Source organism: Bovifimicola ammoniilytica (assembly GCF_025567085.1).
GTDB classification, from domain to species: domain Bacteria; phylum Bacillota; class Clostridia; order Lachnospirales; family Lachnospiraceae; genus Bovifimicola; species Bovifimicola ammoniilytica.
The window spans coordinates 253,931-280,330 of record NZ_JAOQJN010000003.1 but is presented as its reverse complement, the minus strand read 5'-3'; the positions used below and the strand labels follow the sequence as shown (position 1 = coordinate 280,330).

Here is a 26,400-nt window from a genome sequence, read left to right as displayed (position 1 = left end):
AGAATGTCGCAAGCGACATTCTTTAGTCCTTTAGGGTAAATAATGTCTATGGTCTGTAATCAGACGTTTACTAAAATACAAGATTGTTATAAGATAACTAATAACAGATTTTATAGAAAAAATGGAGAAAATTATATGTTATATATTATGAGACATGGAAAAACAGATTGGAATGAACTTCATAAGCTGCAGGGTCGTACCGATATTCCGTTAAATGACGAGGGAAGAGAGATGGCAAGGGAGGCAAGGGAAAAATATAAGGATATCAATTTTGACATATGTTATTGTTCGCCACTTGTAAGGGCAAGAGAGACAGCTAAGATATTTCTTGAGGGCAGAAATATAGATATAATACCTGATGACAGGTTAAAGGAGATGAGTTTCGGAATATATGAAGGGACAGCAAATTGTATAAGAGACCTGAATTGTCCGGTGAGAGTATTATTTAAAGATCCTGCTAATTATAAAGGAGTAGAAGGCGGTGAAAGTCTTGAACAGTTATATGCAAGAACTGGTGATTTCCTGGAAAAAGTAGTAAAGCCTCAGCTGGCAGAGGGGAGAGATATACTTATAGTCGGACATGGAGCCATGAATTCAAGTATTTTATGTCAGGTGAAGAATATTCCGGTAGAGAAATTCTGGGATGCAGGAATCGAAAACTGTCGCTTGATGAAGTTATAATGACATAGTAAAAACATACGACACTATGAAAAGGAGTAAAGTTTATGAGAATAAAGATTCTAAGTACCATACTTGCAGTTGCCATATCATTTACAATAATGATATCGTTTGGCGGCTGTGGTATGAAAAAATATGATATAAGAATTGGAACGGCGGGAGAGGGTGGTATGTACTATTCTTTTGGAAGAGAATTTTCTAATAAGATATCATCGGAAGAAAATTTAAAGGTTAAGGTAAAAGAAACTGCAGGTTCTGCAGCAAACCTTAGGTTACTCTCTAAGAATTATATCGAACTTGGAATTGCGCAGGCGGATTTAATTGATGATGCATATAATGGGACAGGAGAATTTATAGATAGTACTTATAAAGGATATTCAGCAATAGCAGGACTTTATACTGAAGCATGCCAGATTGTCGTGATGAATGATTCGGATATTTTATCTATTGATGATTTACAAGGTAGAAAGGTAAGTATTGGAGAATATGAATCAGGAACAGAAAGAAATGCAAAGCAGATATTACAGGCGTATGGATATAATGATACACTTGTTGAAATGAAGAATTATGATTATAAAACAGCCGTAAATAAGTTGGAAAATGGTGAAATAGATGCATTATTCTGTACGGCAGGTATTAAAACAGAAATTATTGATGAACTTGCAGGCAGAAGTAAGATACGTTTGTTAAGTATAGACGATAATCAGATGGAAAAAATTACATCAACATATGATTTCATTATGGAATATAATATACCTGCTAATACTTATGAGGGTCAGACTAAGGATATACAGACTATTGGTGTAGAGTCAGTTCTTCTTGCAAGTGATAAATTAGATGAAGATATCGTCTATAAGATAACAAAGTGCCTGTTTGAACATGGTAAAGAACTACAATTTAATAGTATGACAGATTTAGAGCTGACACAAGATATCGTGACGCAGGGAATTACGATTAAATTTCATAAAGGTGCGGCAAAATATTATAAAAAGAATGGAATAGATGTTGAAAATAATCAATAATTTTTAAATATTGCATCATAGTAAATTATTCGGAAATGAGGAAAATAATGATTATACATTTAGATATGTATCAGACTCTGGCTATTGCAGTAGTTGTTCTGATGCTAGGTCAATTTTTGAAAATGAAAATAAATTTTTTGGAAAAATTCTGTGTTCCGGCACCAGTTGTCGGTGGACTTATTTTTGCAATTTTTACTTGCGTATGTTATGTGACAGGGATAGCAGAGTTTGATTTTGATGATACGTTAAGAGAAGTGTGTATGGTATTTTTCTTTACTTCGGTTGGCTTTCAAGCCAATCTTAAGGTCTTAAAAAAAGGGGGAAAATCATTAATAGTATTTGTATTATTGGTGGTAGTTCTGATATTTGCACAGAACTTTTTAGCAGTTGGTGTTGCCTCTCTGTTAGGACTTAATAAATTAATAGGAATGTGTACAGGTTCCATACCTATGGTCGGTGGACACGGAACAGCAGGTGCATTTGGACCAGTTTTAGAAGATTTTAATATATCGGGAGCAACAACGATTTGTACGGCAGCAGCCACGTTTGGACTTGTGGCAGGAAGTCTTATCGGAGGTCCTATTGGAAGAAAACTTATTGAAAAGAAAAATCTCTTGTCAACAGTTGTACCGGAAGATGACAGCCTTTTAGTTGAAGATGAGAAAAAGCATGAAAGACATACCAATATGTACGCGATAGCAGTATTCCAGTTAATTATTGCAGTAGGTATAGGTACGATATTTTCAAAACTTCTGACACTTACCGGTATGACATTTCCAGTATACATTGGGGCCATGATTGCTGCAGCACTTATAAGAAATATTGATGAATATACAGGAAAATTCAATATACACATGGGCGAAATTAATGATGTGGGTGGTATAAGTCTGTCATTATTCCTGGGTATTGCGATGATTACATTGAAACTCTGGCAGTTATCAGATCTGGCATTGCCACTTGTAGTATTGTTGATGATACAGGTAGTGTTGATATATGTATTTGCCAGATATGTAGTGTTTAACATAATGGGCCGGGATTATGATGCGGCAATATTAGCAGCAGGAACCTGTGGCTTCGGAATGGGAGCTACGCCTAATGCAATGGCTAATATGCAGGTATTATGTGAAAAATATGCACCATCAGTTAAGGCCTATCTGTTAATTCCGTTGATTGGCAGTTTATTTGCAGATTTTATAAACAGTCTTGTAATAACATTATTTATTAATATTCTGTAATGGAGGTTGTGAAGATGTTTTTTAAAAGAAAGAAAAGAGAAAAATATTTCAAGATTAAGGAAATTAAAGAGAAGAAAAAGTATAGGATGGACTATAATTATCTTGCTGTACCTGAGATCCATACAACTAGTGTGGCGAAGAAAGAAGATGAATGTGAAGAACTGGCTGAATCAGAAAACAGTAATGATGTAAATGATAATATTACATATGATACTGTAGCGATGCCTGAGATTCATATACATAGGAAGAAATAAACATCACGTTGCAAAAGAAAATAATCTGTATTAAAATATCCCGTATTTATATAAAAGTGGAAAGTTGCCTGGAAATGAGGATTATTATGATAGAACATTTAATGATTGCAGAACAAAACATATTATTGTGGATTCAGAACAATATGCGAAATGATATATTGAATCATATTATGATATTTATAACGTCACTTGGAAATGGTGGTGCAATATGGGTAATAATGGCTATGGGATTACTGATACCTAAGAAGACAAGAAAAACAGGTATTATGGTAATATCAGGATTATTGTTGTCGCTTATAATTAATAATATAATCTTGAAAAATCTTGTAGCAAGAACAAGGCCTTATGATATGATTGCCGGACTTACTTCACTTGTCGGAATACAAAGAGATTATTCATTTCCGTCAGGTCATACAGCAAGTTCATTTGTAGCGGCTATTATAATGTTTAGAAATTTACCAAAGAAATATGGTATACCTGCACTAACACTTGCATTCTTAATATCATTTTCAAGATTATATGTAGGTGTTCATTATCCATCAGATGTTATTGCAGGAGCATTGATTGCAACTGCAATAAGTCTGTTTGTATGCTGGATTGAAAAAATTATTGAAAGAAAAAATTACTGGAACAAGAATTCTATAAAATGAATGGCAACTTCTAATCTTGTTGTATTAATAGGAATAGAGAGAATTGGGGGATCGACAGGATTCCCTGCACCATCGTAAAACTTATAATCTATATCATCAAGTAATATACCATAAGGAATTGATTCAGAAGAATCACCTTTGGTTGCATATACAAGCTTATCTTCAACCTTCTTAAGTAAATCATCTGGAAGAACCTTTGACAGGTCCTTAATTGTACCATTACCTATGTAATTCTTAAAGGTATCTTCACGGGTAATAAATATATCGAACATATTCTTATCAAAGAAGCCATCTAAACGGATATCATCAGTGAAAGTAGAATAGAATACTTCGAAGTAAGTTCTGTCAGCATTTATATATCCTTTATAGCCTGTCTTGGTCTTAAGATACTCAGTGAATTTATCTGGCATTTCATCCATCGTTTCTTTGTCAAACTGTACACCTGTCATCATACCACAATAGAAAGACTCTTTCTGTTTGTCGGTTTTATGTATGGAAACCACTACATATGTCATTGCAACTACGATTGCAAGTACAATAAGAATATATGGAACATAATATTCCTTATAATATAGGAATTTCTCACGACGGGATAATTTATTGAATTCTTCCTTATTAAGAGTTTCTGAACGGTTCTTATTGTAGATTTCAGAATCCTTGTCTAATCTGGTTTTCTTAACTTCGTCATCAATTGAGCTGTTTATATCTGGTTTGTTATCCGGATTATTAATATTGTCATTTGCACTCATTACAGTTAAGTCCTTTCATATTTTTATTAGTCTATATTTAGATTCACACTTTGTTAAATATGTCTAATCATAGTGGGTATTTTAACATATGGGATATGCATAAACAAGTAAATAATTTATAAAAAGAGTTGTATATATAATGAAACTTGTGCATATTAAAGTAAATGTGCATAAATTTTAAATAAATTATTAATTTTTTTTGAAAAAAATTACAAAATTGCTTGCAAGACAGAAAGAAATATATTATAATGTCGATATTGACAGTAGTGTCAAAAGAATACAAACAAAAAAATAGAAAGGGATGGATTTAAAATGAGAAAATCTATTAAGAAAATCGCAGCTACAATGTTAGCAGCAACAATGGTATTTGGAACCTTCACAACAGCTTTTGGTTACACAGTTGAGGATGTAACAATAGAGAATGAGGATGGTACAACTACAACAAAGAAGCAGATTACAGACCTTGATGATGGTGAGTACATCTACTTATTAGCAGGTAATGCTACAGGATGGGATGCAAAAAATCCAGATGCAGTTCTTGCTAAAACAGACAGAGAAGGCGTAGTTTCATTCAAGTTTACTCTTCCAGCACCAGTAATGGATGAAACAGGAGCAGATACTAACGAATATATGAGAAGATTCTCAATCTTAGGAAACTACTCAGATGGAGATGCTTATGTACAGGGTGGATGGTCAAGAATGTTATTAGGCGAGCCTAACTACAAAGCAAACGATTCATTTACATGCTTATCAGCTATTGCAGTTGATAATCTTGAAGCAGATACAGAAGTAACACTTTATTATGATACAAGAACTGCTACAGCTTATATCGAAGATGCAGAAGGCAAGGCAGTAGATTATACAGTTGGCTGGGTAACAAACGATCGTGATGAGAAATTCTACACAGTAGATGAACTTGCAGCTATGAAAGTAGATGATTTTAAAGCTCAGCTTTCAGCAGACAGACAGGCTGATCTTACTAAAGTTGCAGCAAGCACAAAATTAACATATTCTTTATTTGATGGAACATACAAAGCAAATGTTGAAGGTTTAGCTAACTACATCAAAACTGGTACAGATTATGTAAAGAAAGCTGAAGAAGAGCCAACAACAGAAGCTCCTACAACAGTAGCTCCTACAACAGCAGCTCCTACAACAGCAGCAGCTACAACAGCAGCTAACCAGGCTACAAAGACAGGTGATGTTGCACCAGTAGCATTAATGGTAGTATTATTCGTAGCAGTTGCAACAGTTGCAGTAGTTGCAAAGAAGAAAGAAGCTTAATTAGATAGGACAATCTATTAATTAGAATGATTTAATCTAAAAGTTATGAGGAAGTGCAATTAAGTTGCACTTCCTTTTTACCTACCAGGAAATTTCGTTGAAATTGTCCTGGTAAGTAAAAAACGCTCCGCGAGGATCGCACTGCGGCGAAACAGAAAATGTTGCTATAGCAACCCGCCCAGGCGGAGAATGTCACAAGCGACATTCTTTATTCCATAATGACATAACGTGGTTTGGACGTTGGAATATTTAAGAATAACAAGATGATATTTGCCATTATTTGTATATAATTCACAGTTTATAAAAAAAAAATAAACGAAATGTATAAAAAATGTTTAAAAGAGATTGCAAATATAATTATTTTGAGATATAATGTTTAAGAACTAAGTTACAAGAAAATGTAACAGATATTTGAAAGGAGAATTTTTTATTATGAGAAAAATCATTAAGAAAATTGCAACAGTAGTTGCAACAGCAACAATGATTGCTGCAATGGGAATTACTGCATTTGCAGACGAAGATTCAACATACTCATTCATGGGTAATCCACACATCTTTGGATGTACAGATGAAGGTGACAAAACAGTAGGTTGGGTACCAACAAATGAAGATCAGATTATGAAACCAGTTGACGGTATGGAAGGTGTATACACATATACAGGTAACTGTGTTGTAGCTGGTGATAAAGAATACAAAGTTGTTAAGGATGCTGTAGATTTTGCATGGAACTTCCAGATGTGTCTTGGTAATCCAGATGCAGCTTGGGCAGACAACCAGTCACAGTTCAGAAGTACATTTGAGACAGGCGAATATAAAGTATATGTTAAACCAGCTAATGGTTTTGTAGTAGTTATCCAGAATCAGAAAGCACTTCCTACAGTAGTTAGATATCATTCAAAAGACGAGGATTCATCTAACTTTGTAGAGCCTAACAAGGCAGCTATCGAAGCTGATGGATATTCAGATGTAGCACTTGATGATGCAGCATATGAAGCATTTATTAAAGAATGTGTTGAAAAAGAAGGCGGTACATATGAACCAGCTAACAGCACAGGCGATAATAAGAAAGATGAAACTGTAACAACAGATGATTCTAAGAAAGATGAAACAAAAGATGAATCTAAAGCAGATACATCAAAGAAAGAAACAAAAGATGATGATAAAGATGGTGTTTCTCCAGTAGTTATCGTAGTTATCGTAGTTGTAGTAGTTGTAGTAATCGGTGCAATCGTAGCTTTTTCTAAAAAGAAAAAGAACTAATTTCTGACTAACAGATATTAAGAGATAATAAAAGGTCATTGCTAAAAGGCAGTGACCTTTTTTTGGTTACCAGGAAAATTCCTTGAAATTGTCCTGGTAGGCAAAAAACGCTCCGCCGCAGGCGGAGAATGTCGCAAGCGACATTCTTTATTCATTTATAAGTAAAACTATACTGTATTAAAATATGAATGAGACATCTTCTATAGAGTAAAAAAGCACCATGAAATTAGTGTATGATATAGGCAGAATGATAATTATCTTCATAGTATGATAGCTATGTGTGAAATATGTACAAAAAAAGAAAGTAAATTAATAAAAAATTAAAAATATTAACAATAAAGTATTGCAAAATGAAATAAACTGGTATATAATTACGATAATTGAAACGGGCTTAGCTCGTTCAAAAATAAGAAATAAAAAAGGAGAAGAAAAAAATGAGAAAACTTAAAAAAGCAGTTGCAGTTTTATTAACAGCAGCAATGACAATGTCAGCAAGTGTTATGGCATTTGCAGATCAGCAGGTAACATTTCATTTCCAGAATGGAGCTAACTGGGAAACAGTAGGAGCTTGGATTTATCAGGGTATCGCATTTGACACAAACGTATCACCTAAGGATAAATGTGCAGTAATTACTAAAGAAGAAACAGGTGATAAAATTGTTTGGCCAGGTGCTAAAATGGATGATGACAAAGCTACAGGTTGGAAGACAATCACAGCTACATTCACTGATTCATACACAGCAGATGGTATTGCAGTAATCTTCAACAACTACGTTGGTGATACAACAATAAATGATACAACAAGAGAAATTGACTTAGAGGCAGTCAGAAATTCTGGTATTAAAACAACAGATACAGATGCTAAGGCACAGACAGATAACATATTACTTAACAAGAAAACTATCGCTAACAAATTTGGTGGTGCAGTTACTGATGTTTATGTAACATATGATGGAACAAAAGCAGAATACTCAGCAACAGCTCCAGAAAGCTACACATCAGCAATTAAAGCAGAAAGCACTCCAGCAGCAGGAGCAGATAACAATGCAGCAGGAACAGGTACATCTTCAAATACAAATGCACCTAAGACAGGCGATACAGTAGCAGTTTCAGTAGTTATGTTTGGTTTATTAGCAGCAGTTGCATATGTTGCTTCTAAGAAAAAAGCTAATGCTTAATCTTAAGAAATAACGAACAAATAATAAACTTTTAGAAGAAGTCAGTACTGACTTCTTCTTTTTTGCGTGAAAGTGTGGTAAAATTGTCGTAAATGTGTTACAATGAAACGAAAAAGTGAAGAAAGAATTTTTGATACACAATTATATTTTGCAAATATATTGTTCAGAAATGAGGATCAAAATGAAAAATTTACTATTTATATATAATCCATATTCCGGTAAGGGTATGATTAAAGAAAATTTGTCAGATATTGTAGACTGTTTCGTTAAGCATGGATATCAGGTAGAAGTTTATCCTACACAACAGAGGCTTGATGCAAAGGAAAAAGTAATACATTTTGCATATCAATATGATATGATTGTATGTAGTGGTGGTGATGGCACACTTAATGAGGTTATAAGTGGGCTTATGGAATTACCGGAAAGACCTGTTTTAGGTTATATACCGGCAGGCTCCACGAATGATTTTGCACAAGGTATAAGATTGCCTAAATCAATGATTGAAGCTGCATCAGTTGCTGTTAATGGTATGCAGATATCGGTTGATATCGGAGGATTTGGTAAGAAGAAGTTTGTATACATTGCAGCCTTTGGTGCATTTACAGACGTTTCATATATGACACCACAAGAGATGAAGAATATATTAGGGCATCCGGCATATATTATAGAAGCTGTTACTAAACTTACTTCACTTAGGACATATCATATGAGCGTAAGTTATGAAAATGGCAATGTTGAAGGAGAATTTTTGTATGGAATGGTTACGAATTCTATTTCAGTAGGTGGTTTTAAAGGTATAACAGGCAAAAATGTTGTAATAGATGATGGAATGTTTGAAGTTATGTTGATTAAACAACCAAAGAGTCCGTTAGATTTACAACTTATTCTTGGCGCACTATTAGGAATGGACATCAAGACAGACAGTGTTATTTCATTTAAGGCATCTAAGATTATTTTTGATGCTGATGAAAAGGTGCCTTGGGTATTAGATGGTGAATATGGTGGTTCGCCAAAGAGAGTAAAAGTAGTTAACTATAATAAAGCTATAAAGATTATGTCTGGAATTTCAAAAAAATAGATGATTTTTTCGAATAAAAGTGACAAAAAATCATATTTTTTAACAAATTTCAGAAAATTCAAAATAGCTGGTTTACATCAGCTATTTTTTTGTGTATAATGTTGCAACGTACAAGAGATAATGTAATTAGATGAAGAGAAAGGACCGATTTTGGTGGTTGAAGAAGAATTCTTAGGTAAATTAAGAAAATTAGTAGAAGAAGCAAAAGGAAAAAATAATACAATAGAGTTTGGTGTGATTAACAAATTCTGTAAAGATGCAAAGTTAACTGGCGATCAGATGGATATGGTATATCAATATTTAGAAGATAATAAGATAGAGGTCTCACAGGCAGAGGAAATGGAACCGGAGTTTACTAAAGATGGTAAACTTGTTGAACCAGATGCATTATTACTTGAGCCTACAGATGAAGAGCTTGAAGAAGAAGAGAATATAGATTTAGACGCAATAGATTTATTAGAGGGTGTTGGTACTGAAGATCCTGTAAGAATGTATCTTAAAGAGATAGGTACAGTTCCATTGCTTAGTGCGGAAGAGGAATTGCGTCTTGCCAAGAAAAAAGCTGAGGGTGACCAGCATGCTAAGGATAGATTAATTGAAGCAAACTTACGACTTGTAGTAAGTATTGCTAAGAGATATACAGGAAGAGGAATGAGTTTTCTGGATTTAGTTCAGGAGGGTAATCTTGGACTTATTAAGGGCGTAGAGAAATTCAATTATGATAAGGGATTTAAACTAAGTACATATGCTACTTGGTGGATTCGCCAGTCGGTTACTCGTGCATTAGCAGACCAGGCGAGAACAATTCGTGTCCCTGTTCATATGGTTGAGACTATTAACAGAATGTCTAAAATGCAGAGAAAACTTACTCTTGAACTTGGTTATGAGCCATCAGCAGCCGAACTTGCAGAGGCTCTTGATATGACAGAGAGTAAAGTGTTAGAGATAATGCAGATAGCGAGAGAACCGGCTTCATTAGAGACACCTATTGGTGAAGAAGATGATTCTAACTTAGGAGATTTCGTGGCTGATAATAATACGGTAACACCTGAGGCAAATGTAGAGGCAGTTATGCTTAGAGAACATATAGACCAGTTGTTAATGGATCTGAAAGAAAGAGAGAGGCAGGTTATTGTTCTGAGATTTGGACTAGAAGACGGACATCCAAGAACACTTGAAGAAGTTGGTAAGGAATTCAATGTAACAAGAGAAAGAATTCGTCAGATTGAGGCGAAAGCCCTTAGAAAGCTTCGTAATCCTGTAAGAAGCAAGAAGATTAAGGATTTCTTACAAAGCTAGAATGAAATATAAATATGTATATGTATGCCGCTGATTATAGCGGCATTTGTTATATCTTATAAATTCAAACTAATATCGGTTGTATCTGTTTAGAATCTAAGGCATTTTCCAGGGTAGGAATAATTAATTCTGTGTGTGCAATCATTGAATTAGGTTTTGCAACACAATTATCCTGACCGAATGGAACGAAATATATATTTTTACAGTTTAACAGTGAACCGACATTTTTAAAATTCATCCCGAGGGCATCGTTAGTAGATAAGGAGATGACAAGAGGTCTGCCTGTTCGTAGATGACCTTTAGCAGCCATTAGAACAGGTGTGTCAGTTATTCCGTTATTAAGTTTAGCAAGTGTGTTTCCGGTGCAAGGAGCAATTATAAGGATATCAAGTATTTTGTTTGGACCGAATTTTTCGGCTTCGGCTATAGTGACAACAGATTTGTTCTGGGTTGTATCCTCGACAAATTTAACAAAGTCGCTTGATTTACCAAAACGACAGTCAGTTGTATAAGCATTATATGAAAAAATAGGAATGACGTTTACGCCTTCCCTGGTCAGATGAATAAGTTCGGTTTTGATTTTGGCAAATGTACAAAAAGAGCCGGTAATTGCAAAACCTACGGTCTTATTTGCAAGTTTCATTTTATACCTCCATTTCTGAGCAAGTTATTATATATTAATTCAGCATAGAGACAATGCATCTGCTGATTATCTGTGCCGAGGCTTTTGGTGAATATTTGCCGGGAAGTGACAGACAAAGTCTGGCGGTTATGCCGAAGTGCTTACAGGCTTCAAAGTCGGTACCACCCGGATTAGAGGCAATATCTATTATGGTTGCTTCTGTATTTGCATTACTTAATATGTTGCGATTAAGAATTAAAGATGGTATGGTATTGAAAATAAAGTCGAATTTATTAATATGTCTTGTTAATTCATTTAGTGGAATAGGATTGTGCCCTTGTTCGTATGCCATAGACAATTGAACCGGATTTCTTGCGGCAACGTATGTTATGGCATTTAATGATTTAAGTCTTGCTGCGAGCGCCATACCGCATTTACCGTAGCCTAACACAAGAGAATGTGATTTATGGATATTTATCGGACTTGTGCAGATTGCTTCTGCAACAGTTCCCTCAGCTGTTGCTATGGAATTATATAACTCGAAAGATGGAATATCCATTAAATCCTTTGTTACAATGTTTAGGTTATTACATTTACTGATAAAATCGTTATTGAAACAGCCTCCGCATATTACAGAGCAGGGATTGATAAGTGTAAGGAGATAGTCTATATTTATCTGGGTAGAAATTTTAGAATATAGATTTATTTTATCCTTGGAAAATGGAATAGGAAATAGTATAAGATTACATAGTGGCAGGCGTTCAGAGATAGAATGTGTATCATTAACATCTTCAATATAAAATGGATAAATGTTATATCCCTGATTCCTAAGTTCATAATATAAGAATTTCTGCCTTGTGTCACCGCCTATAATGGCAATATTATTTTGAGTTTTCATACTACTCCAATATTTATATTCTGTTTTATAATATAAGATATGATAATAGCCAGTAGATGTGACATTGAAAATTAGAAAGGAGTAATGCACTATGATTTATAATATTATTTATGATGCTGTTAAAAAGAAAACCACAACTAATCCGCCTAATATATTTATCGGAAATGTGGAAATGGCAGCAGGTATGGGAATTGTATTAGGGGAACTTGGAGTGAAGATGAATTTCGAAGGGATAGATGAGCCGGGTAAGATTAAAGAAAAATTTAATGAAATATTGGAAGAATCAGATGTATCAAAGTTGAGCGATATGTCGAATACAATAATAAAGCTCATTGACAGATACCAGGTTAAGGACATGGTTAATGAGACGATGAAAGATATAGAAATATTAGTTAACAGCAGAGAAGATAGTTTGTAAATAATTCAGCTTGAAATTTACAAAAACTGCTATTAAAATGTGAAATAAAAGTAACTGTAAAAAGTATTGGTAAAACAATTGCTAAGAAAATTGATAAGAAAATATTAAAAAGACTAACAGGCTAAAGTTAACCAGTTAGTCTTTTGTTGATATATTCATCAGAAAATAATTGTATCAATATTATCCTCTTAAAAAATTAGCCTCTGTCAGACATTGGAACGTAGTCAATGTGCTTTGCTACATTCTTATAAGCAGGACGAATGATTTTACCGGCATTAATTAATTCCTCAATACGGTGAGCACTCCAACCTGAAATTCTTGCGATTGCAAATATAGGCGTGTAGAGTTCCATAGGAAGTCCTAACATTCTATATACAAAACCACTATAGAAGTCAACGTTAGCGCTTACACCTTTATAAATCTGGCGTTCCTTAGCAATTACTTCAGGAGCAAGACGTTCTACTGCTGAATATAATGCGAATTCTTTATCAAGCCCTTTTGCTTTAGAAAGCTTTTCAACATAACCTTTAAAGATTCTTGCTCTTGGGTCTGATATAGAATAAACAGCATGCCCCATGCCGTAGATTAATCCGGCCTTATCAAATGCTTTCTTGTTAAGTAAGTCAGAAAGATAAGCCTTTATCTCATCTTCGTCTGTCCAGTCGGATACATGTTCCATCATGTCGTCAAACATCTGGATAACCTTGATATTTGCACCACCATGTTTAGGACCCTTAAGAGAACCCAAAGATGCGGCAATTGTTGAATATGTATCAGTTCCTGATGATGATACTACGTGAGTTGTGAAAGTAGAATTGTTACCACCGCCATGGTCGGCATGGATAACTAATGCGATATCTAAGATACGCGCTTCTAATTCAGTATATTTGCTGTCTGGTCTTAACAGATGAAGAATATTCTCTGCTGTAGACAGATTAGGATCAGGCGAATGAATGAATAAGCTCTGACCATCGTGATAATGCTTGTAAGCCTGATAGCCATAAACAGATAGTTGTGGAAATAAAGCTATGAGTTGTAAGCATTGCCTTAGGACGTTAGGAATTGAAATGTCATCAGCAGCATCATCATATGAATAGAGAGTAAGCACACTTCTTGCTAATGTATTCATCATATCGTGGCTTGGTGCCTTCATGATTATGTCTCGTACAAAACTTGTAGGCAATGAACGATAATGTCCAAGCAATGCATTAAATGAATCTAATTCTTCCTTTGTTGGAAGCTTACCAAATAATAATAAATATGTGGTTTCTTCAAAACCGAATCTTTTCTCGGAAACAAAACCGTTTACGATATCTTCGATATCTAAACCACGGTAAAACAACTTACCCTCACAAGGAATCATTTCGCTGTCAACTGTGATATACGAGCGAACTTCTGCGATTTCTGTTAAACCAGTAAGTACGCCTTTTCCGTTAATATCTCTAAGTCCACGTTTTACATCATATTTACCATATAACGATGGGTCAATTGAACTATTATCCAAACATAGCTTAGAAAGATTAGTTATTTCCGGTGTAATTGTTGAATAATTGTTTTCAGTCAAATGAAAACCCCCTTTTTCCGTAATAAACTTTATTTTACCATAAAACAAATGCACTAACAACAGAATTTAGAAAAACTTAATAGAATTTATAAAACTTAATATGATTGTTAAAGAGCTGGAATAGTGGTAAAATTATTAGAGATTTATGTGAAATGGAGATTAAAATGGATTTATTTGAATATATGAGAAATAATGCTAAGAGTAAGGAATCACCACTTGCTTCAAGAATGAGACCGGAGAAACTTGAAGAAATGGTAGGGCAGAAGCATATTCTTGGTGAGAATAAGCTATTATACAGAGCAATTAAGGCTGATAAGTTAAGCTCGGTCATCTTCTATGGGCCACCGGGAACTGGCAAGACCACACTTGCAAAGGTTATTGCTAATACTTCTGATTCTGAATTCCGCCAGATTAATGCGACGGTTGCGGGTAAGAAAGACATGGAGGAAGTAGTGAACGCAGCTAAGGATAGTCTCGGTATGTATGGAAAACGTACAATTTTGTTTGTGGATGAGATTCACAGATTTAATAAAGGACAGCAGGATTATTTGCTGCCATTTGTCGAAGATGGTACAATTATTTTAATAGGTGCTACAACAGAGAATCCATATTTTGAAGTAAATAGTGCACTTATATCGAGGTCTACCATATTTGAATTAAAGGAATTAGATAAAGAGGATATAAAGATTCTTATTAACAGGGCAATATCTGATGAAGTTAAGGGAATGGGGGCTTATGGTGCAAAAATGAGTGAAGATGCCATTGATTTTCTTGCAGATATTGCCAATGGAGATGCAAGAACAGCCTTGAATGCAGTAGAATTAGCAGTTCTTACAACGGACAGAAGGGCGGATGGAGTTATTCATATCGATATTGATACCATAGAGGAATGTGTACAGCAGAGAAATCCTCGTTATGATAAGTCAGGGGATAATCATTATGATACGATATCAGCATTTATAAAGAGCATGAGAGGCTCTGACCCCGATGCTGCCATATATTATCTGGCGAGAATGTTAAATGCAGGAGAAAGTGTTACTTTTATTGCGAGAAGAATTATGATATGTGCAGCAGAGGATGTAGGTCTTGCAGACCCACAGGCACTAGTCGTTGCTGTATCGGCAGCAGAAGCAGTGCATCAGTTAGGAATGCCGGAGGCAAGGATACCTTTAGCAGAGGCAGTCTTATATATTGCAAATGCACCTAAGGGAAATGCTGCATATATGGCAATTGACAAAGCCCTTGATTTTGTAAAAAGAGAGCCTGCATATCAGATACCGGCATATTTAAAAGATGCACATTACGGTGGAGCGAAAGAATTAGGTCATGGGATTGGCTACAAATACCCTCACGATTACGAGGGACATTATGTGGAACAACAGTATTTACCAGACGAGATAAAAGACGTTAAATTCTTCGAAGCAGACTAGACATTCAGAGATATTAATTCTACAATGCATACTAGTAATAGAACGACATTTGTGATAAAATTCAGATAAGAATTTTGACAGATATACAGAAAGAGGTATTTTTTTGAAAGAACTAATTGGGAAGTTATCAAGAGGCATAATTGAATATAATCTTCCGGAGGTTGAAGTATCGGTTACAGATATTGATAAATCAATAGAAGCAGGAGAACTATACCATGGCTCATTTGAGATTTTTAGTAAAGATGACAATGAACTAAAAGGGATAGTTTATTCTACGTGCGAGAAATTCAAGATAATTAATGACCAGTTTGTTGGCAGAAATAATAAGATAGAGTATGTAATAGATGGCAAAAATAGTGAAATCGGGGATGTTATAAAAGGCCGTGTGAATATCGTAAGCAATGGTGGAGAACTTTTTATACCATATACTATTGCTGTTAAGGAAGAGAGTATTCCATCTTCCATAGGCGATATATCGAATCTGTTTCATTTCATTAACCTTGTTAAGCAGGAATATGACGAGGGACTTAAGATGTTTCTGTCGAAAGATTTCGAGAGAATTATTCTTAAAGATAATGTGGCTGATAAGAGCCTTTATAATGGACTTATCAACAGTTATAGTAAAAAGCGTGCTTTAGAGGAATTTATGCTTGCTATTAATAAGAAGCAGGAAGTAAAGATAGAGCTTTCAGATACATTAAGAGAGTATGATATGTTAGAAGAATCATATGGAGATATTCTTACTCTTACCAGAAATACATGGGGATACATAGATATTAAGGTAGATGTGGACGGAGATTTTATAACGGAATATAAGAAGAATATTACTGAAGATGATTTTGCGGGAAATAATTATGAATTCAGATATCTTATAGATATTTCCAAATTGCATAGTGGAATGAATTATGGAAAAATCAAATTTTATACGATGAACCAGTGTTTAGAATGTGAGATTTCTATTGATAATACAGGAGAAATAGATTCGGCAAATCATGAGATTAAGAAGTGTATTGCAAGCCTTAATGAACAATATCTTAATTTCAGAATGAGAAAGAGCAGTATTGATACATGGGCAGAGAATTCGAATGTTTTAATTGAGAGAGCCAGAGGTTTCAGAGATGATATGCCATTTTTAAAACTTCTACAGGCACAGATGTATATTTCGAGAAGAAGAGATGAAGAAGCAAAATGGCTTATAGACAGTGTAGCAGAGGAGATATTAGATAAGAAAGAGGAAAACGTAGTATTATATTGCTACTATCTCTATGTAAGAACTTTGCAGAAGAGAAAGTTAGAGCAGACAATTATTGCTACGGATATTATTAGAAAATACTATGAAAATGGATACGATAAATGGCAGCTGCTATGGATACTTCTATATATTGATACATCATTTGAGAATAATAAAAGTCTTAAATTAACAAGAATTAAAGAACAGTATAAGATAGGCTGCAGAAGTACGCTTATGTACTATGAGGCATTGTATGTATTAAACAAACAGCCGGCATTGTTAAGAGTTATTAATTCATTTGAGTTACAGGTGCTTAATTTCGGAAGTAAATATGATGCGATAGATTTAAGACTTGCAGTCCAGATATCTGAACTTGCAATGCTTGAGAAGAATTTCAGACCTCTTTTGTTCAATATTCTTGTTAAACTCTATGATAAATTTGAGAATAAAATAATCTTAACTGCAATTATAAGTCTGTTAATCAGAGGTAATAAGACAGATGAGAAGTATTTCAAATGGTATGCTAAGGGTGTAACTGCTGATATACAGGTCACAAGATTGTATGAATATTATGTATACTCGATGCCAGAGGATTATGATGGTATAGTTCCTAATACTGTGCTTATGTACTATGTATACAATGGTAACCAGCTTATGAACAGAGAAGCATTTTTCTATGGTCTGATTATAAGAAATAAGGATAAGCAGCCAAATGTATACAAGAATTATAGAAGAAATATGGAGCATTTTGCATTAGATAAATTGCGAAATGGAGAAATAGACAGATTTATTTCTGTAGTATATGCAGATGTACTTACAGAAGAGATGATTACTGAGGAGAATGAGAAGAATCTTGTGAAAATTCTTAACACATGGAAGCTTGAATGTGACAATGATAGAATTAAGGAAGTTATTGTCAGACATAAAGAGATTGTGAATGAGCAGACATTTGTTATTAATAAAGGAATTGCATATATAAATATTTATACGGATGACGCAGTTGTGTTATTAAAGGATATTAATGGAAATATTTATCATAACACAATTAATTATACATTGACAAAATTATATGATGATAAAGGATTAAATAAGATTGCATTAGAAAGAAATCCGGAAAATATTTATCTGATGGCGAAAGAATGTGAGCAGACACTAAAATATCATAAGAGTATTCCATCAGGTGTAAGTCTCTTTAAAGAAGTTATGATAAGTGATGATTTTGAAGAAGTTTACAAAGATTATATCATACAGGACATTATAGAATATTATTCTAATAATTATGATGGCGAAGAATTAGATGAATATCTAATGAGCATAGACGTAAGCAGACTTAAGAGAAAGTCAAGAGTGAGTGTTATAGAACTTATGATTATGCGTGGCTTATATGAGTATGCGGAAAAATATCTTATAGAATATGGTTATAGCGATATAGACCCACGTAAGATACTTAAATATTGCTCAAGGAGACTTAAGGAAGATAAGGAGATAGAAGAAGATAAGCAATTATTAGAATATTGTAATTATGCATTTTCTAAGGGAAAATACAATGAAATTATTTTAGATTATCTGTGCAGATATTATTATGGAACGACTAAGGAAATGATGGAGATATGGCGTGTCTCTAAGGAATTTGAATTTGAAAGCAGGGACTTAGAGGAAAGACTTATTGCACAGATGTTATTTTCAAGGACATTTATTTCAAGTGTGGTTACAATCTATGATTCTTATTATAAAAAAGGTGCAAGCGAAGTAATAAGATATGCATATTTATTCTTTATGTCGCACGAATATTTCATCAGGGAGAATCCAGTAGATGATATGTTTTTCAAACACTTAGGTGATGAGCTGGTATTTGACAAAAATATTATGGATATATGCAAATGTGCATACCTTAAATACCAGTCTGATAAGAAGACTATTTCTGATACTAATAAGGAAATATGCATGGATTGTATGAAATATTTAGATAAGAAGACTATAATATTTGATTTCTATAAACAGTTCACTAAATGGTTTGCAGTGCCGGACAGAATACTAGATAAGACAACGATAGTATACAGAGCAGAGCCACAGGATAAGGTTCTTATTAGTTATTATCTTGAAACAGGTAATAATGAGGAGAAAGAGTACACGACTGAAGAGATGAAGTGTTGCTTTACGGGAATGTATACAAAGTCTTTTACGTTATTCTATGGAGAAAAGTTAAATTATTATATAACAGAGATTTCAGATGGTGAAAGCCGCGTGACAGAGAGTAAAGACCACCAGCTTGATGACAGAAATGTTGAGGCAAGTCAGTCAAGATATGGAATGTTAAATGATATACTTATGTGTATGGAGATGAAACAAGAGGGAATGATAAGCGAACTTGCCGGAAAATATTATGTAAATAATGAACTTGTGAAGCATTTGTTCAGGTAGCACAGATGTCTTTTGATGTTAAAATATGGAGGAACTAAGTTGAGTACAAAGACAGCGAACAACTTAATATCCGTTTCGATAGATTTGTGTAGAGATTACACGCAGATTGCGTATTGTATGGGAAATATGGCAGAGCCGGATTCAGTAAGTACAATTGCAGGCGAACAGAAATATCTTATTCCAACGGAAATAGGAAAATTAAATAATAGTGATGAATGGTGCATAGGTGATGATGCATTGCTTAGGGAAAAGAATGGCGAGGCTATATTAGCTGATGATATCCTTAAGACAATTTTATCTGAGAAAAGTATAGTTGTAAGTAACAATACTTATACGGGATATGAGATATTAAAGCATTTCTTCGAGGGATTGTTTAAAATACTTAAAAGCAATTATCACATTGTGCAGCCTGATTATATATCTGTAACAGTTGAATATCCGGACCGTATTCTTGTTAACCTTATTAGAAATGTTTTAAATGATATGGGCTATGACAGGGAACACGTAAAAATTATCGGTCATTCAGAAAGCATTATATATTATATGATTTCACAGAAAAAGGAAATATGGGTAAATGATGTGCTGATATTTGATTTTACAAAGCATCAGTTTCTGGTAAGATTACTCACAACTGTAAGAGCAAGAGTACCACAGCCGATTGTAGTCGAAGAGATGGATATGACACAGAAGTTCAAAGTGAGTGATTTACAGACTGAACAGGGCAGACTAGAAATGGATACGAAATTCTTAGAGCTTCTTAAGAAGTTATGTAGTAAACATATTGTGTCAGCAGTATTCCTGACAGGTGTCGGCTTCTATGAGAAATGGATGGAAGATTCGATAAGGTTCTTATGCAGTAAACGAAGAGTATTCCAGGGATATAACCTGTTTGTTAAGGGTGCAGGCTACGCTAATCTTAGTCAGATTGGTATAGGTAATGCTGACAGTTATCAGTTTGTATGTTCGGGAAGAACATTAGTTAATATCGAAGTAGAAGTCGAAAAAGATGACAAGAATATACCAGTCATATTGTCAAAAGCAGGAACCAACTGGTACGAAGCAGGCGCAAGAGCAGAGGGAATATTAGATGATTCTAAAGAATTAAGACTTAAAATAGTATCTTCACTTAGCAAGAGTGAGAAAGAAATAGTGATAGATTTACGAGGCTTTCCACCACGCCCTAATAAGACAACACGAATTGAGATTGTGTTAGCTTATAGGAATGACAGACAATGCATAGTGGTGGTGAAAGATTTAGGCTTTGGTGATTTCTTTAAGTCAAGCGAAGAAATGGTGAAAAGGGTAATTGATATAGAAGATTATCTGTAAGAAATGGAGAAGTGTATGAGTGGATTGATTTTATGCAGTAGAAAAGCAGATGTTCCATACAGGATAGCCGATGCAGACTTAAATATATATTCTATTGAAGAATTTGCATACTATCTGTACAATAACGCATATTTTGTAGATGATGGTTTCTTTAATGAGGGACTTTGCGATTATATTGAAAACAATCTTAATCTGCCAAAGGTTGCACAAAAGCTTATGTATGCAATGGGACAGAGAATGAATTTCGCAGAGCTTGTTATGATAATTATAAAATCTTCCCGTTATTACAGCGAAACAGAAATCAAAGCATTTGAAAAGGAATTAAAGACTATCAGTTCAAAAGGAATGTTAGAGCGAATGAAAACAAGAGCTGATATGCTTTTTGAAAATGGCAAGCTTGGAAGTGCGTTAAAGACATATGAAAATATTCTGAATAACAATATATATAAAAGAGAAAGCAATGAATTCTATGCAGGGGTATACTTAGGAATTGGTAAAATAGAGGGCAGAATGTTTTATTTAAAAGAAGCATTAGAAAAATTCAAACATTCGTACGAATTAAAATCATCTGATGAAGCCTTAAAGGAGATTATTAATGTCAAATTTGCGATGAAATATTCAGGCATTAAGGAGGACATTGATTTTACTAAAGAGAATGAGATTAATTCTGAACTGGTTCTTAAATGCAGTGAAGAGGTTAAGGATATCTGGGAACAGATTAACAATGGAACTGAATATGAGAATTTATCTCAGACATTTATATATGATGGCAGACATAACCTTGATGATTATTATGTGAATGTTCAGGAAGTTCTTGATGAGTGGAAGAATGATTATAGAAGTAATATAGGTTAGGAGACACTATAGAGATGAGATTGTTCAGAAGAAATAAAACGGAAGAAACGGATTATCTTGACGAATTAGAGATAACAAGTGAAGATAACGAGGCAGTTTATATTAAACCCGAGCCTATGCAGGCGGAGACATTAGAACAGAAGAAGCAGACAATAGAGAATTGTTGTGACAGAATAATGGGTGCTAATTCAAGAATTGCAGAGTTAAAGGTTGAGTATCAGACAGTAAATTCTTATCTTACTGATATACAGATAATAGAAGAGTTACCTGATACACAGGAAGAAAGATTGAAAAACATTGCGAAAAAAATTGTGGTATTAGATAAGGATAGAAGAGACTTTGGACGTTCTATGGCAAAATTATCTGAAAAGCAGTTCAGTCATATGAAAGAATGTGAAGATGATATAAAAGACATTTTAAAGCAGATGTCAGAAGATGAAAGTTATTGCCAGACAGTCAAGACGGATATGAAATATTTAGAGGGTGAAAAAGCCGGATTAAAGATGGAGATACAGGAATACAAGAACAGACTTTATCTTATAAATGGTGCCTCAAAGATAGGAATAATAGCATTTGCAGTGTTGTTCTTATTATTTCTTATAGTCAATTATGCATTTAATAAAGATACCAGCCTGTTAATATATTTGCTGATTGGAATCACAGCCATATTTGCAGCCGGAATATTTTACCTCCATAATCAGACAATAAATGAACTTAGATTAAGTGAGATAAAATATAACAGGGCAATCGGATTGCTTAATAAAATCAAGTTAAAATATGTAAATATTGCGGGACGACTTACATATTCATACGAAAAACATGGTGTAAAAAGTGCCTATCAATTAAATAAAATATGGGGTGCATATTTGACACTAAAAAAAGAACACGAAGTCTATAATAAGGCATCGAGCAGACTGGCTGATGCGGAAGATGAATTAGTGCAGTTATTAAAAAATATGAATGTCAAAGACCAGAATGTATGGATAAGTCAGGCATATGCAATTATTAATCCAAGTGATATGAATGAAATAAAGAATCATTTGATGAATAGAAGAAACAGTCTCAAAAAATCGCTGGATTATAATACAGAAGTTATAGGCAATGCAAGAGAAGAGGTTAAAAATATAATTATGAATGATAAAGAGAACAGCACTGAATTAATGGGAATACTTGATGCCTACGAAGAAAAACTCTAATAAACGCTGATTTTTTTATAAACCTGTTGCACATACAGATATATTTAATAATCATATGTACAGGCGATTTGATATATAAATATTGGAACAACTTGTGGGAATTGCGTAAATTTGTCAGGTATCATTTTTCGGCTCGGATTTTGTGTACATTCACCAGACAGACAATTAAGCCAAGGTGTCCGTCTATGACACACACTTTCATAATTCCTTTATCTGGTGTGAGTAAATGCCGTCATCAGCAAAGTTTATTACGGTGCAGCCAATCAAACGCGCTTCGCTTGAACGGTGATTAACTGCACCGACCTTTTGCTTCTGACGGCATATAACTCACACACACGATACGTCATAAATCAAGTGTGTGGCATAGACGGACTTTTTGGTTTAAATGTTCTGGATGTTGAATGAACATAAATAATCAAAAGAGCCGGAAAATGATACCGCCAAATTAGCAATTCATACAAACGTTTCAATATTTATATATGCAAATGCCTGTACAAAGATGATTTTCTCCAATCTGTATGTGCAATATCGGTTTATAAAAATTAGCGTTTATTAGAGGTTTTATCTTGACAAATATTTTTAAAACCTTTATCATTAAAAAAGTTAATATTATAAATGCAGTGATAAAGAGGAGTAAAAGGTTAACCCTTAAAGAGAAAGTAATTCGCAGGCTGAAAGATTACTAAGGCAGTGACCTTTGAAGGTAGCTTTTAAGCAGTATGGCTGAACATTTTATAGAAGATTAGAATAAGCAGATGTTTGATTTGTAATAGCAAAGAGCATCAGCATATTTTATATAATCAGTAGGTCATAACGGAACCGTCCACGTTATAGGATAAGATGAGACACGATGATAGTCGTAAATAAAGGTGGTACCGCGTGATATACGCCCTTTTTGGAATGTAGCTGATATGTTTCAAAGAGGGCGTTTTTACTTATTAGGAAATATTATTAAAATAACATTAGAAAGGAAGTCAATAATGGCAAAAGAATTAGAGAAGAATTATAATCCTGCTGATATTGAGCAGAGACTTTATGACAAATGGACAAATAAGAAATATTTTCATGCAGAGGTAGACAGAAGTAAGAAACCATTTACTATCGTTATGCCACCTCCAAATATTACAGGACAGCTCCATATGGGACATGCATTAGATAATACAATTCAGGATATCTTAATCAGAACAAAGAGAATGCAGGGATATGAAGCATTATGGGTACCAGGAACTGACCACGCCTCAATTGCAACAGAAGCTAAAATTGTTGAAAAAATGCGTGAAGAGGGCATAACTAAGGAAGAAATCGGAAGAGATAAGTTCTTAGAAAGAGCCTGGGAATGGAAGAAACAGTATGGCGGAAGAATTGTTGCACAGTTAAAGAAGATAGGTTCTTCATGTGACTGGGACAGAGAAAGATTTACAATGGATGATGGTTGTAACAAGGCTGTAAAAGAAGTATTTGTAAATCTCTATAATAAAGGACTTATTTATAGAGGAGAAAGAATTATCAACTGGTGTCCTCATTGTCTTACATCTATTTCAGATGCAGAGGTTGAATATGAGGATCAGGCAGGACATTTCTGGCATTTAAGATATCCATTTAAAGATGGTTCAGGATATCTTGAACTCGCAACAACCAGACCTGAGACATTATTAGGTGATACAGCAGTAGCAGTTAACCCTGATGATGAAAGATATAAAGACGCAGTTGGCAAAACCTTAATTCTTCCATTAGTAGGAAGAGAGATTCCGGTTGTAGCAGATGATTATGTTGGTATAGATTTTGGTACGGGTGTAGTTAAGATTACTCCGGCACATGACCCTAACGATTTCGAGGTTGGTTTAAGACATAATCTTCCAGTATTAAATGTAATGACTGAAGATGCAAAGATTGTTGACGAATATCCTAAATATGCAGGAATGGATAGATACGAGGCAAGAAAGGCTATCGTAGCAGACCTAGAGGCAGGTGGATATTTAGTTAAAGTAGAAGACCATGAGCATAACGTTGGTACATGTTACCGCTGCCATACTACAGTTGAACCAAGAGTTTCAAAACAGTGGTTTGTAAGTATGAAAGAGCTTGCTAAACCTGCAATTGAAGCCGTTAAAAATGGTGATACCAAGTTCGTTCCTCCTCATTTTGATAAGACATATTATCATTGGTTAGAGGGAATTCGTGACTGGTGTATTTCAAGACAGTTATGGTGGGGACACAGAATTCCAGCATTTTACTGTGACGACTGTGGCGAAATGGTGGTAAGTAAAGAAAATGAAGTATGTTGTCCAAAATGTGGTAAGAAGATGCGCCAGGACCCTGATACACTTGATACATGGTTCAGTTCAGCATTATGGCCATTCTCAACACTTGGCTGGCCAGATAAGACAGAAGAGTTAGATTATTTCTATCCAACAAGTGTACTTGTAACAGGATATGATATCATTTTCTTCTGGGTAATCAGAATGATGTTTTCAGGACTTGAACATACAGGAAAGGTACCATTTAACACTGTTTTAATCCATGGACTTGTAAGAGATTCACAGGGTCGTAAGATGAGTAAATCTCTTGGAAATGGTATTGACCCACTTGAAGTTATAGATAAATACGGTGCTGATGCATTGAGATTTACACTTATTACGGGAAATGCACCTGGTAACGATATGCGTTTCTATTATGAAAGAGTTGAAGCAAGCAGAAACTTTGCTAATAAAGTATGGAATGCATCAAGATTCATAATGATGAATATGCCTGAAGGTGGTATTAAGGAAGTTCCTGTAAGCACACTTACAGATGCTGATAAATGGATATTATCAAAGGCAAATAAACTTATTAAAGATGTGACAGAAAATATCGATAAATACGAATTAGGAGTTGCTGCAGATAAGCTTTATAACTTTATCTGGGAAGAGTTCTGTGACTGGTATATTGAAATGGTTAAACCAAGATTATACAGTGAAGACAACACAACAAAAGATGCGGCACTTTACACCCTTAAGTCAGTTCTTGAAACATCACTTAAGCTACTTCATCCATATATGCCATTCGTTACAGAAGAGATTTATTGTACATTAAATGAAGATGCGGAATCACTTATGGTAACAAAATGGCCTGAATATAAGGACGAATTTAATTTCGAGAAAGAAGAAGAGGATGTTGAATTAATCAAACAGGCTGTTTACAATATCAGAAATGTAAGAGCAGGAATGAATGTTCCACCATCTAAGAAAGCACAGGTATATGTTGTAACAGAAAGCAATAAGGTTGCAGGTATATTTGAAGAGGGCAGAGTGTTCTTCCAGACTTTAGCATATGCAAGCGAGGTTATTATACAGACAGATAAGAATGGAATCGGTGAAGATGCGGTATCAACAGTTATACCTGAAGCTACAATCTATATGCCATTCGCTGAATTAGTAGATATTGAAAAAGAAATAGAAAGACTTAAGAAAGAAGAAGAGAAGCTTTCTAAAGAACTTGCACGTTCTAATGGAATGCTTTCTAATGAGAAATTCGTAAGCAAAGCACCTGCTGCTAAGATTGAAGAAGAGAAAGCAAAGCAGGCTAAATATATGCAGATGATGGAACAGGTTAAGACACAACTTGCTCATCTTATGAAATAAGGATAATTTGTTTTTAGCTGTATGGAAAATCAAATTTTGTATGTGATTTTTCATACAGCTATTTATTTGAGCGGGTATGGTAATAGATTTTTTTTAATGAGTTTGATGCATTTGGTGAGAAAAATCTAA

Annotated in this window: 21 protein-coding genes and 1 other annotated feature; of the genes, 17 read left to right on the top strand and 4 right to left on the bottom strand. The window is 34.3% G+C overall.

Annotated features, from left to right (window positions below):
- Nucleotides 1-135 precede the first annotated feature (135 nt).
- The 5 genes from OCV48_RS05120 to OCV48_RS05100 all read left to right on the top strand — a co-directional run bounded on the left by OCV48_RS05120 (nt 136) and on the right by OCV48_RS05100 (nt 3,839).
- Complete coding sequence (locus tag OCV48_RS05120; RefSeq protein ID WP_021982122.1) at nt 136-681, top strand: histidine phosphatase family protein; 546 nt, start codon at nt 136-138, stop codon at nt 679-681.
- Nucleotides 682-725: 44 nt separating this feature from the next.
- The gene (locus tag OCV48_RS05115) at nt 726-1,700 is read left to right on the top strand and encodes a TAXI family TRAP transporter solute-binding subunit (protein WP_147591316.1); all 975 of its coding nucleotides are present in this window, start codon (nt 726-728) and stop codon (nt 1,698-1,700) included.
- Nucleotides 1,701-1,747: 47 nt separating this feature from the next.
- Nucleotides 1,748-2,935 (top strand): sodium/glutamate symporter, encoded by a 1,188-nt coding sequence (gene gltS / locus OCV48_RS05110; RefSeq protein ID WP_147591315.1) that lies wholly within the window; start codon nt 1,748-1,750, stop codon nt 2,933-2,935.
- 14 nt (nt 2,936-2,949) lie between these two features.
- Nucleotides 2,950-3,189 (top strand): hypothetical protein, encoded by a 240-nt coding sequence (locus OCV48_RS05105; RefSeq protein ID WP_147591314.1) that lies wholly within the window; start codon nt 2,950-2,952, stop codon nt 3,187-3,189.
- A gap of 86 nt (nt 3,190-3,275) precedes the next feature.
- Nucleotides 3,276-3,839 (top strand): phosphatase PAP2 family protein, encoded by a 564-nt coding sequence (locus OCV48_RS05100; protein ID WP_262559103.1) that lies wholly within the window; start codon nt 3,276-3,278, stop codon nt 3,837-3,839.
- On the opposite strand, the gene OCV48_RS05095 is transcribed toward OCV48_RS05100, so the two are convergent.
- Nucleotides 3,812-4,588, bottom strand: a complete 777-nt coding sequence (locus OCV48_RS05095) for a hypothetical protein (protein WP_147591313.1) — start codon at nt 4,586-4,588, stop codon at nt 3,812-3,814. The genes OCV48_RS05100 and OCV48_RS05095 overlap by 28 nt on opposite strands.
- 312 nt (nt 4,589-4,900) lie before the next feature.
- On the opposite strand from OCV48_RS05095, the gene OCV48_RS05090 reads away from it, so the two are divergent.
- From OCV48_RS05090 to rpoD, 5 genes are all read left to right on the top strand, one after another.
- Nucleotides 4,901-5,872, top strand: a complete 972-nt coding sequence (locus OCV48_RS05090) for a hypothetical protein (protein WP_147591312.1) — start codon at nt 4,901-4,903, stop codon at nt 5,870-5,872.
- Nucleotides 5,873-6,304: 432 nt separating this feature from the next.
- A complete protein-coding gene (locus OCV48_RS05085; protein ID WP_021982129.1) occupies nt 6,305-7,132 on the top strand; it encodes a hypothetical protein in 828 nt (275 codons plus the stop codon).
- Between the two features lie 434 nt (nt 7,133-7,566).
- Nucleotides 7,567-8,310 (top strand): NPXTG-anchored protein, encoded by a 744-nt coding sequence (locus tag OCV48_RS05080; protein ID WP_147591311.1) that lies wholly within the window; start codon nt 7,567-7,569, stop codon nt 8,308-8,310.
- 181 nt (nt 8,311-8,491) lie between these two features.
- Nucleotides 8,492-9,388 carry a diacylglycerol/lipid kinase family protein gene (locus tag OCV48_RS05075; protein ID WP_021982131.1) on the top strand — a complete coding sequence of 299 codons (897 nt, stop codon included), beginning with the start codon at nt 8,492-8,494 and terminating at the stop codon, nt 9,386-9,388.
- Nucleotides 9,389-9,541: 153 nt separating this feature from the next.
- Nucleotides 9,542-10,687 (top strand): RNA polymerase sigma factor RpoD, encoded by a 1,146-nt coding sequence (gene rpoD / locus OCV48_RS05070; protein ID WP_147591384.1) that lies wholly within the window; start codon nt 9,542-9,544, stop codon nt 10,685-10,687.
- A 64-nt stretch (nt 10,688-10,751) separates the two neighbouring features.
- Here the strand turns inward: rpoD and OCV48_RS05065 are convergent, their stop codons facing one another.
- Both OCV48_RS05065 and dpsA read right to left on the bottom strand, forming a co-directional pair.
- Entirely contained in the window at nt 10,752-11,330 is a 579-nt protein-coding gene (locus tag OCV48_RS05065) for a dipicolinate synthase subunit B (protein ID WP_021982133.1), read from the bottom strand.
- Between the two features lie 34 nt (nt 11,331-11,364).
- A complete protein-coding gene (gene dpsA, locus OCV48_RS05060; RefSeq protein WP_021982134.1) occupies nt 11,365-12,207 on the bottom strand; it encodes a dipicolinate synthase subunit DpsA in 843 nt (280 codons plus the stop codon).
- 91 nt (nt 12,208-12,298) lie between these two features.
- Between dpsA and OCV48_RS05055 the strand changes: the two genes are divergently transcribed.
- Nucleotides 12,299-12,625, top strand: coding sequence for a DUF3837 family protein (locus tag OCV48_RS05055; protein WP_021982135.1), 327 nt, complete (start codon nt 12,299-12,301; stop codon nt 12,623-12,625).
- A 196-nt stretch (nt 12,626-12,821) separates the two neighbouring features.
- On the opposite strand, the gene OCV48_RS05050 is transcribed toward OCV48_RS05055, so the two are convergent.
- Nucleotides 12,822-14,189, bottom strand: coding sequence for a citrate/2-methylcitrate synthase (locus OCV48_RS05050; RefSeq protein WP_021982136.1), 1,368 nt, complete (start codon nt 14,187-14,189; stop codon nt 12,822-12,824).
- Nucleotides 14,190-14,353: 164 nt separating this feature from the next.
- Between OCV48_RS05050 and OCV48_RS05045 the strand changes: the two genes are divergently transcribed.
- The 6 genes from OCV48_RS05045 to OCV48_RS05020 all read left to right on the top strand — a co-directional run bounded on the left by OCV48_RS05045 (nt 14,354) and on the right by OCV48_RS05020 (nt 26,271).
- Entirely contained in the window at nt 14,354-15,619 is a 1,266-nt protein-coding gene (locus OCV48_RS05045) for a replication-associated recombination protein A (protein WP_021982137.1), read from the top strand.
- Between the two features lie 103 nt (nt 15,620-15,722).
- Entirely contained in the window at nt 15,723-19,271 is a 3,549-nt protein-coding gene (locus tag OCV48_RS05040; protein WP_021982138.1) for a DUF5717 family protein, read from the top strand.
- Between the two features lie 39 nt (nt 19,272-19,310).
- The gene (locus tag OCV48_RS05035) at nt 19,311-20,600 is read left to right on the top strand and encodes a DUF5716 family protein (RefSeq protein ID WP_147591310.1); all 1,290 of its coding nucleotides are present in this window, start codon (nt 19,311-19,313) and stop codon (nt 20,598-20,600) included.
- Between the two features lie 15 nt (nt 20,601-20,615).
- A complete protein-coding gene (locus tag OCV48_RS05030; protein ID WP_147591309.1) occupies nt 20,616-21,455 on the top strand; it encodes a hypothetical protein in 840 nt (279 codons plus the stop codon).
- Nucleotides 21,456-21,469: 14 nt separating this feature from the next.
- The gene (locus OCV48_RS05025; protein ID WP_147591308.1) at nt 21,470-22,651 is read left to right on the top strand and encodes an AAA family ATPase; all 1,182 of its coding nucleotides are present in this window, start codon (nt 21,470-21,472) and stop codon (nt 22,649-22,651) included.
- A gap of 611 nt (nt 22,652-23,262) precedes the next feature.
- Nucleotides 23,263-23,548, top strand: a binding site (T-box leader).
- 83 nt (nt 23,549-23,631) lie between these two features.
- A complete protein-coding gene (locus OCV48_RS05020) occupies nt 23,632-26,271 on the top strand; it encodes a valine--tRNA ligase (protein WP_147591307.1) in 2,640 nt (879 codons plus the stop codon).
- Nucleotides 26,272-26,400: the final 129 nt, after the last annotated feature.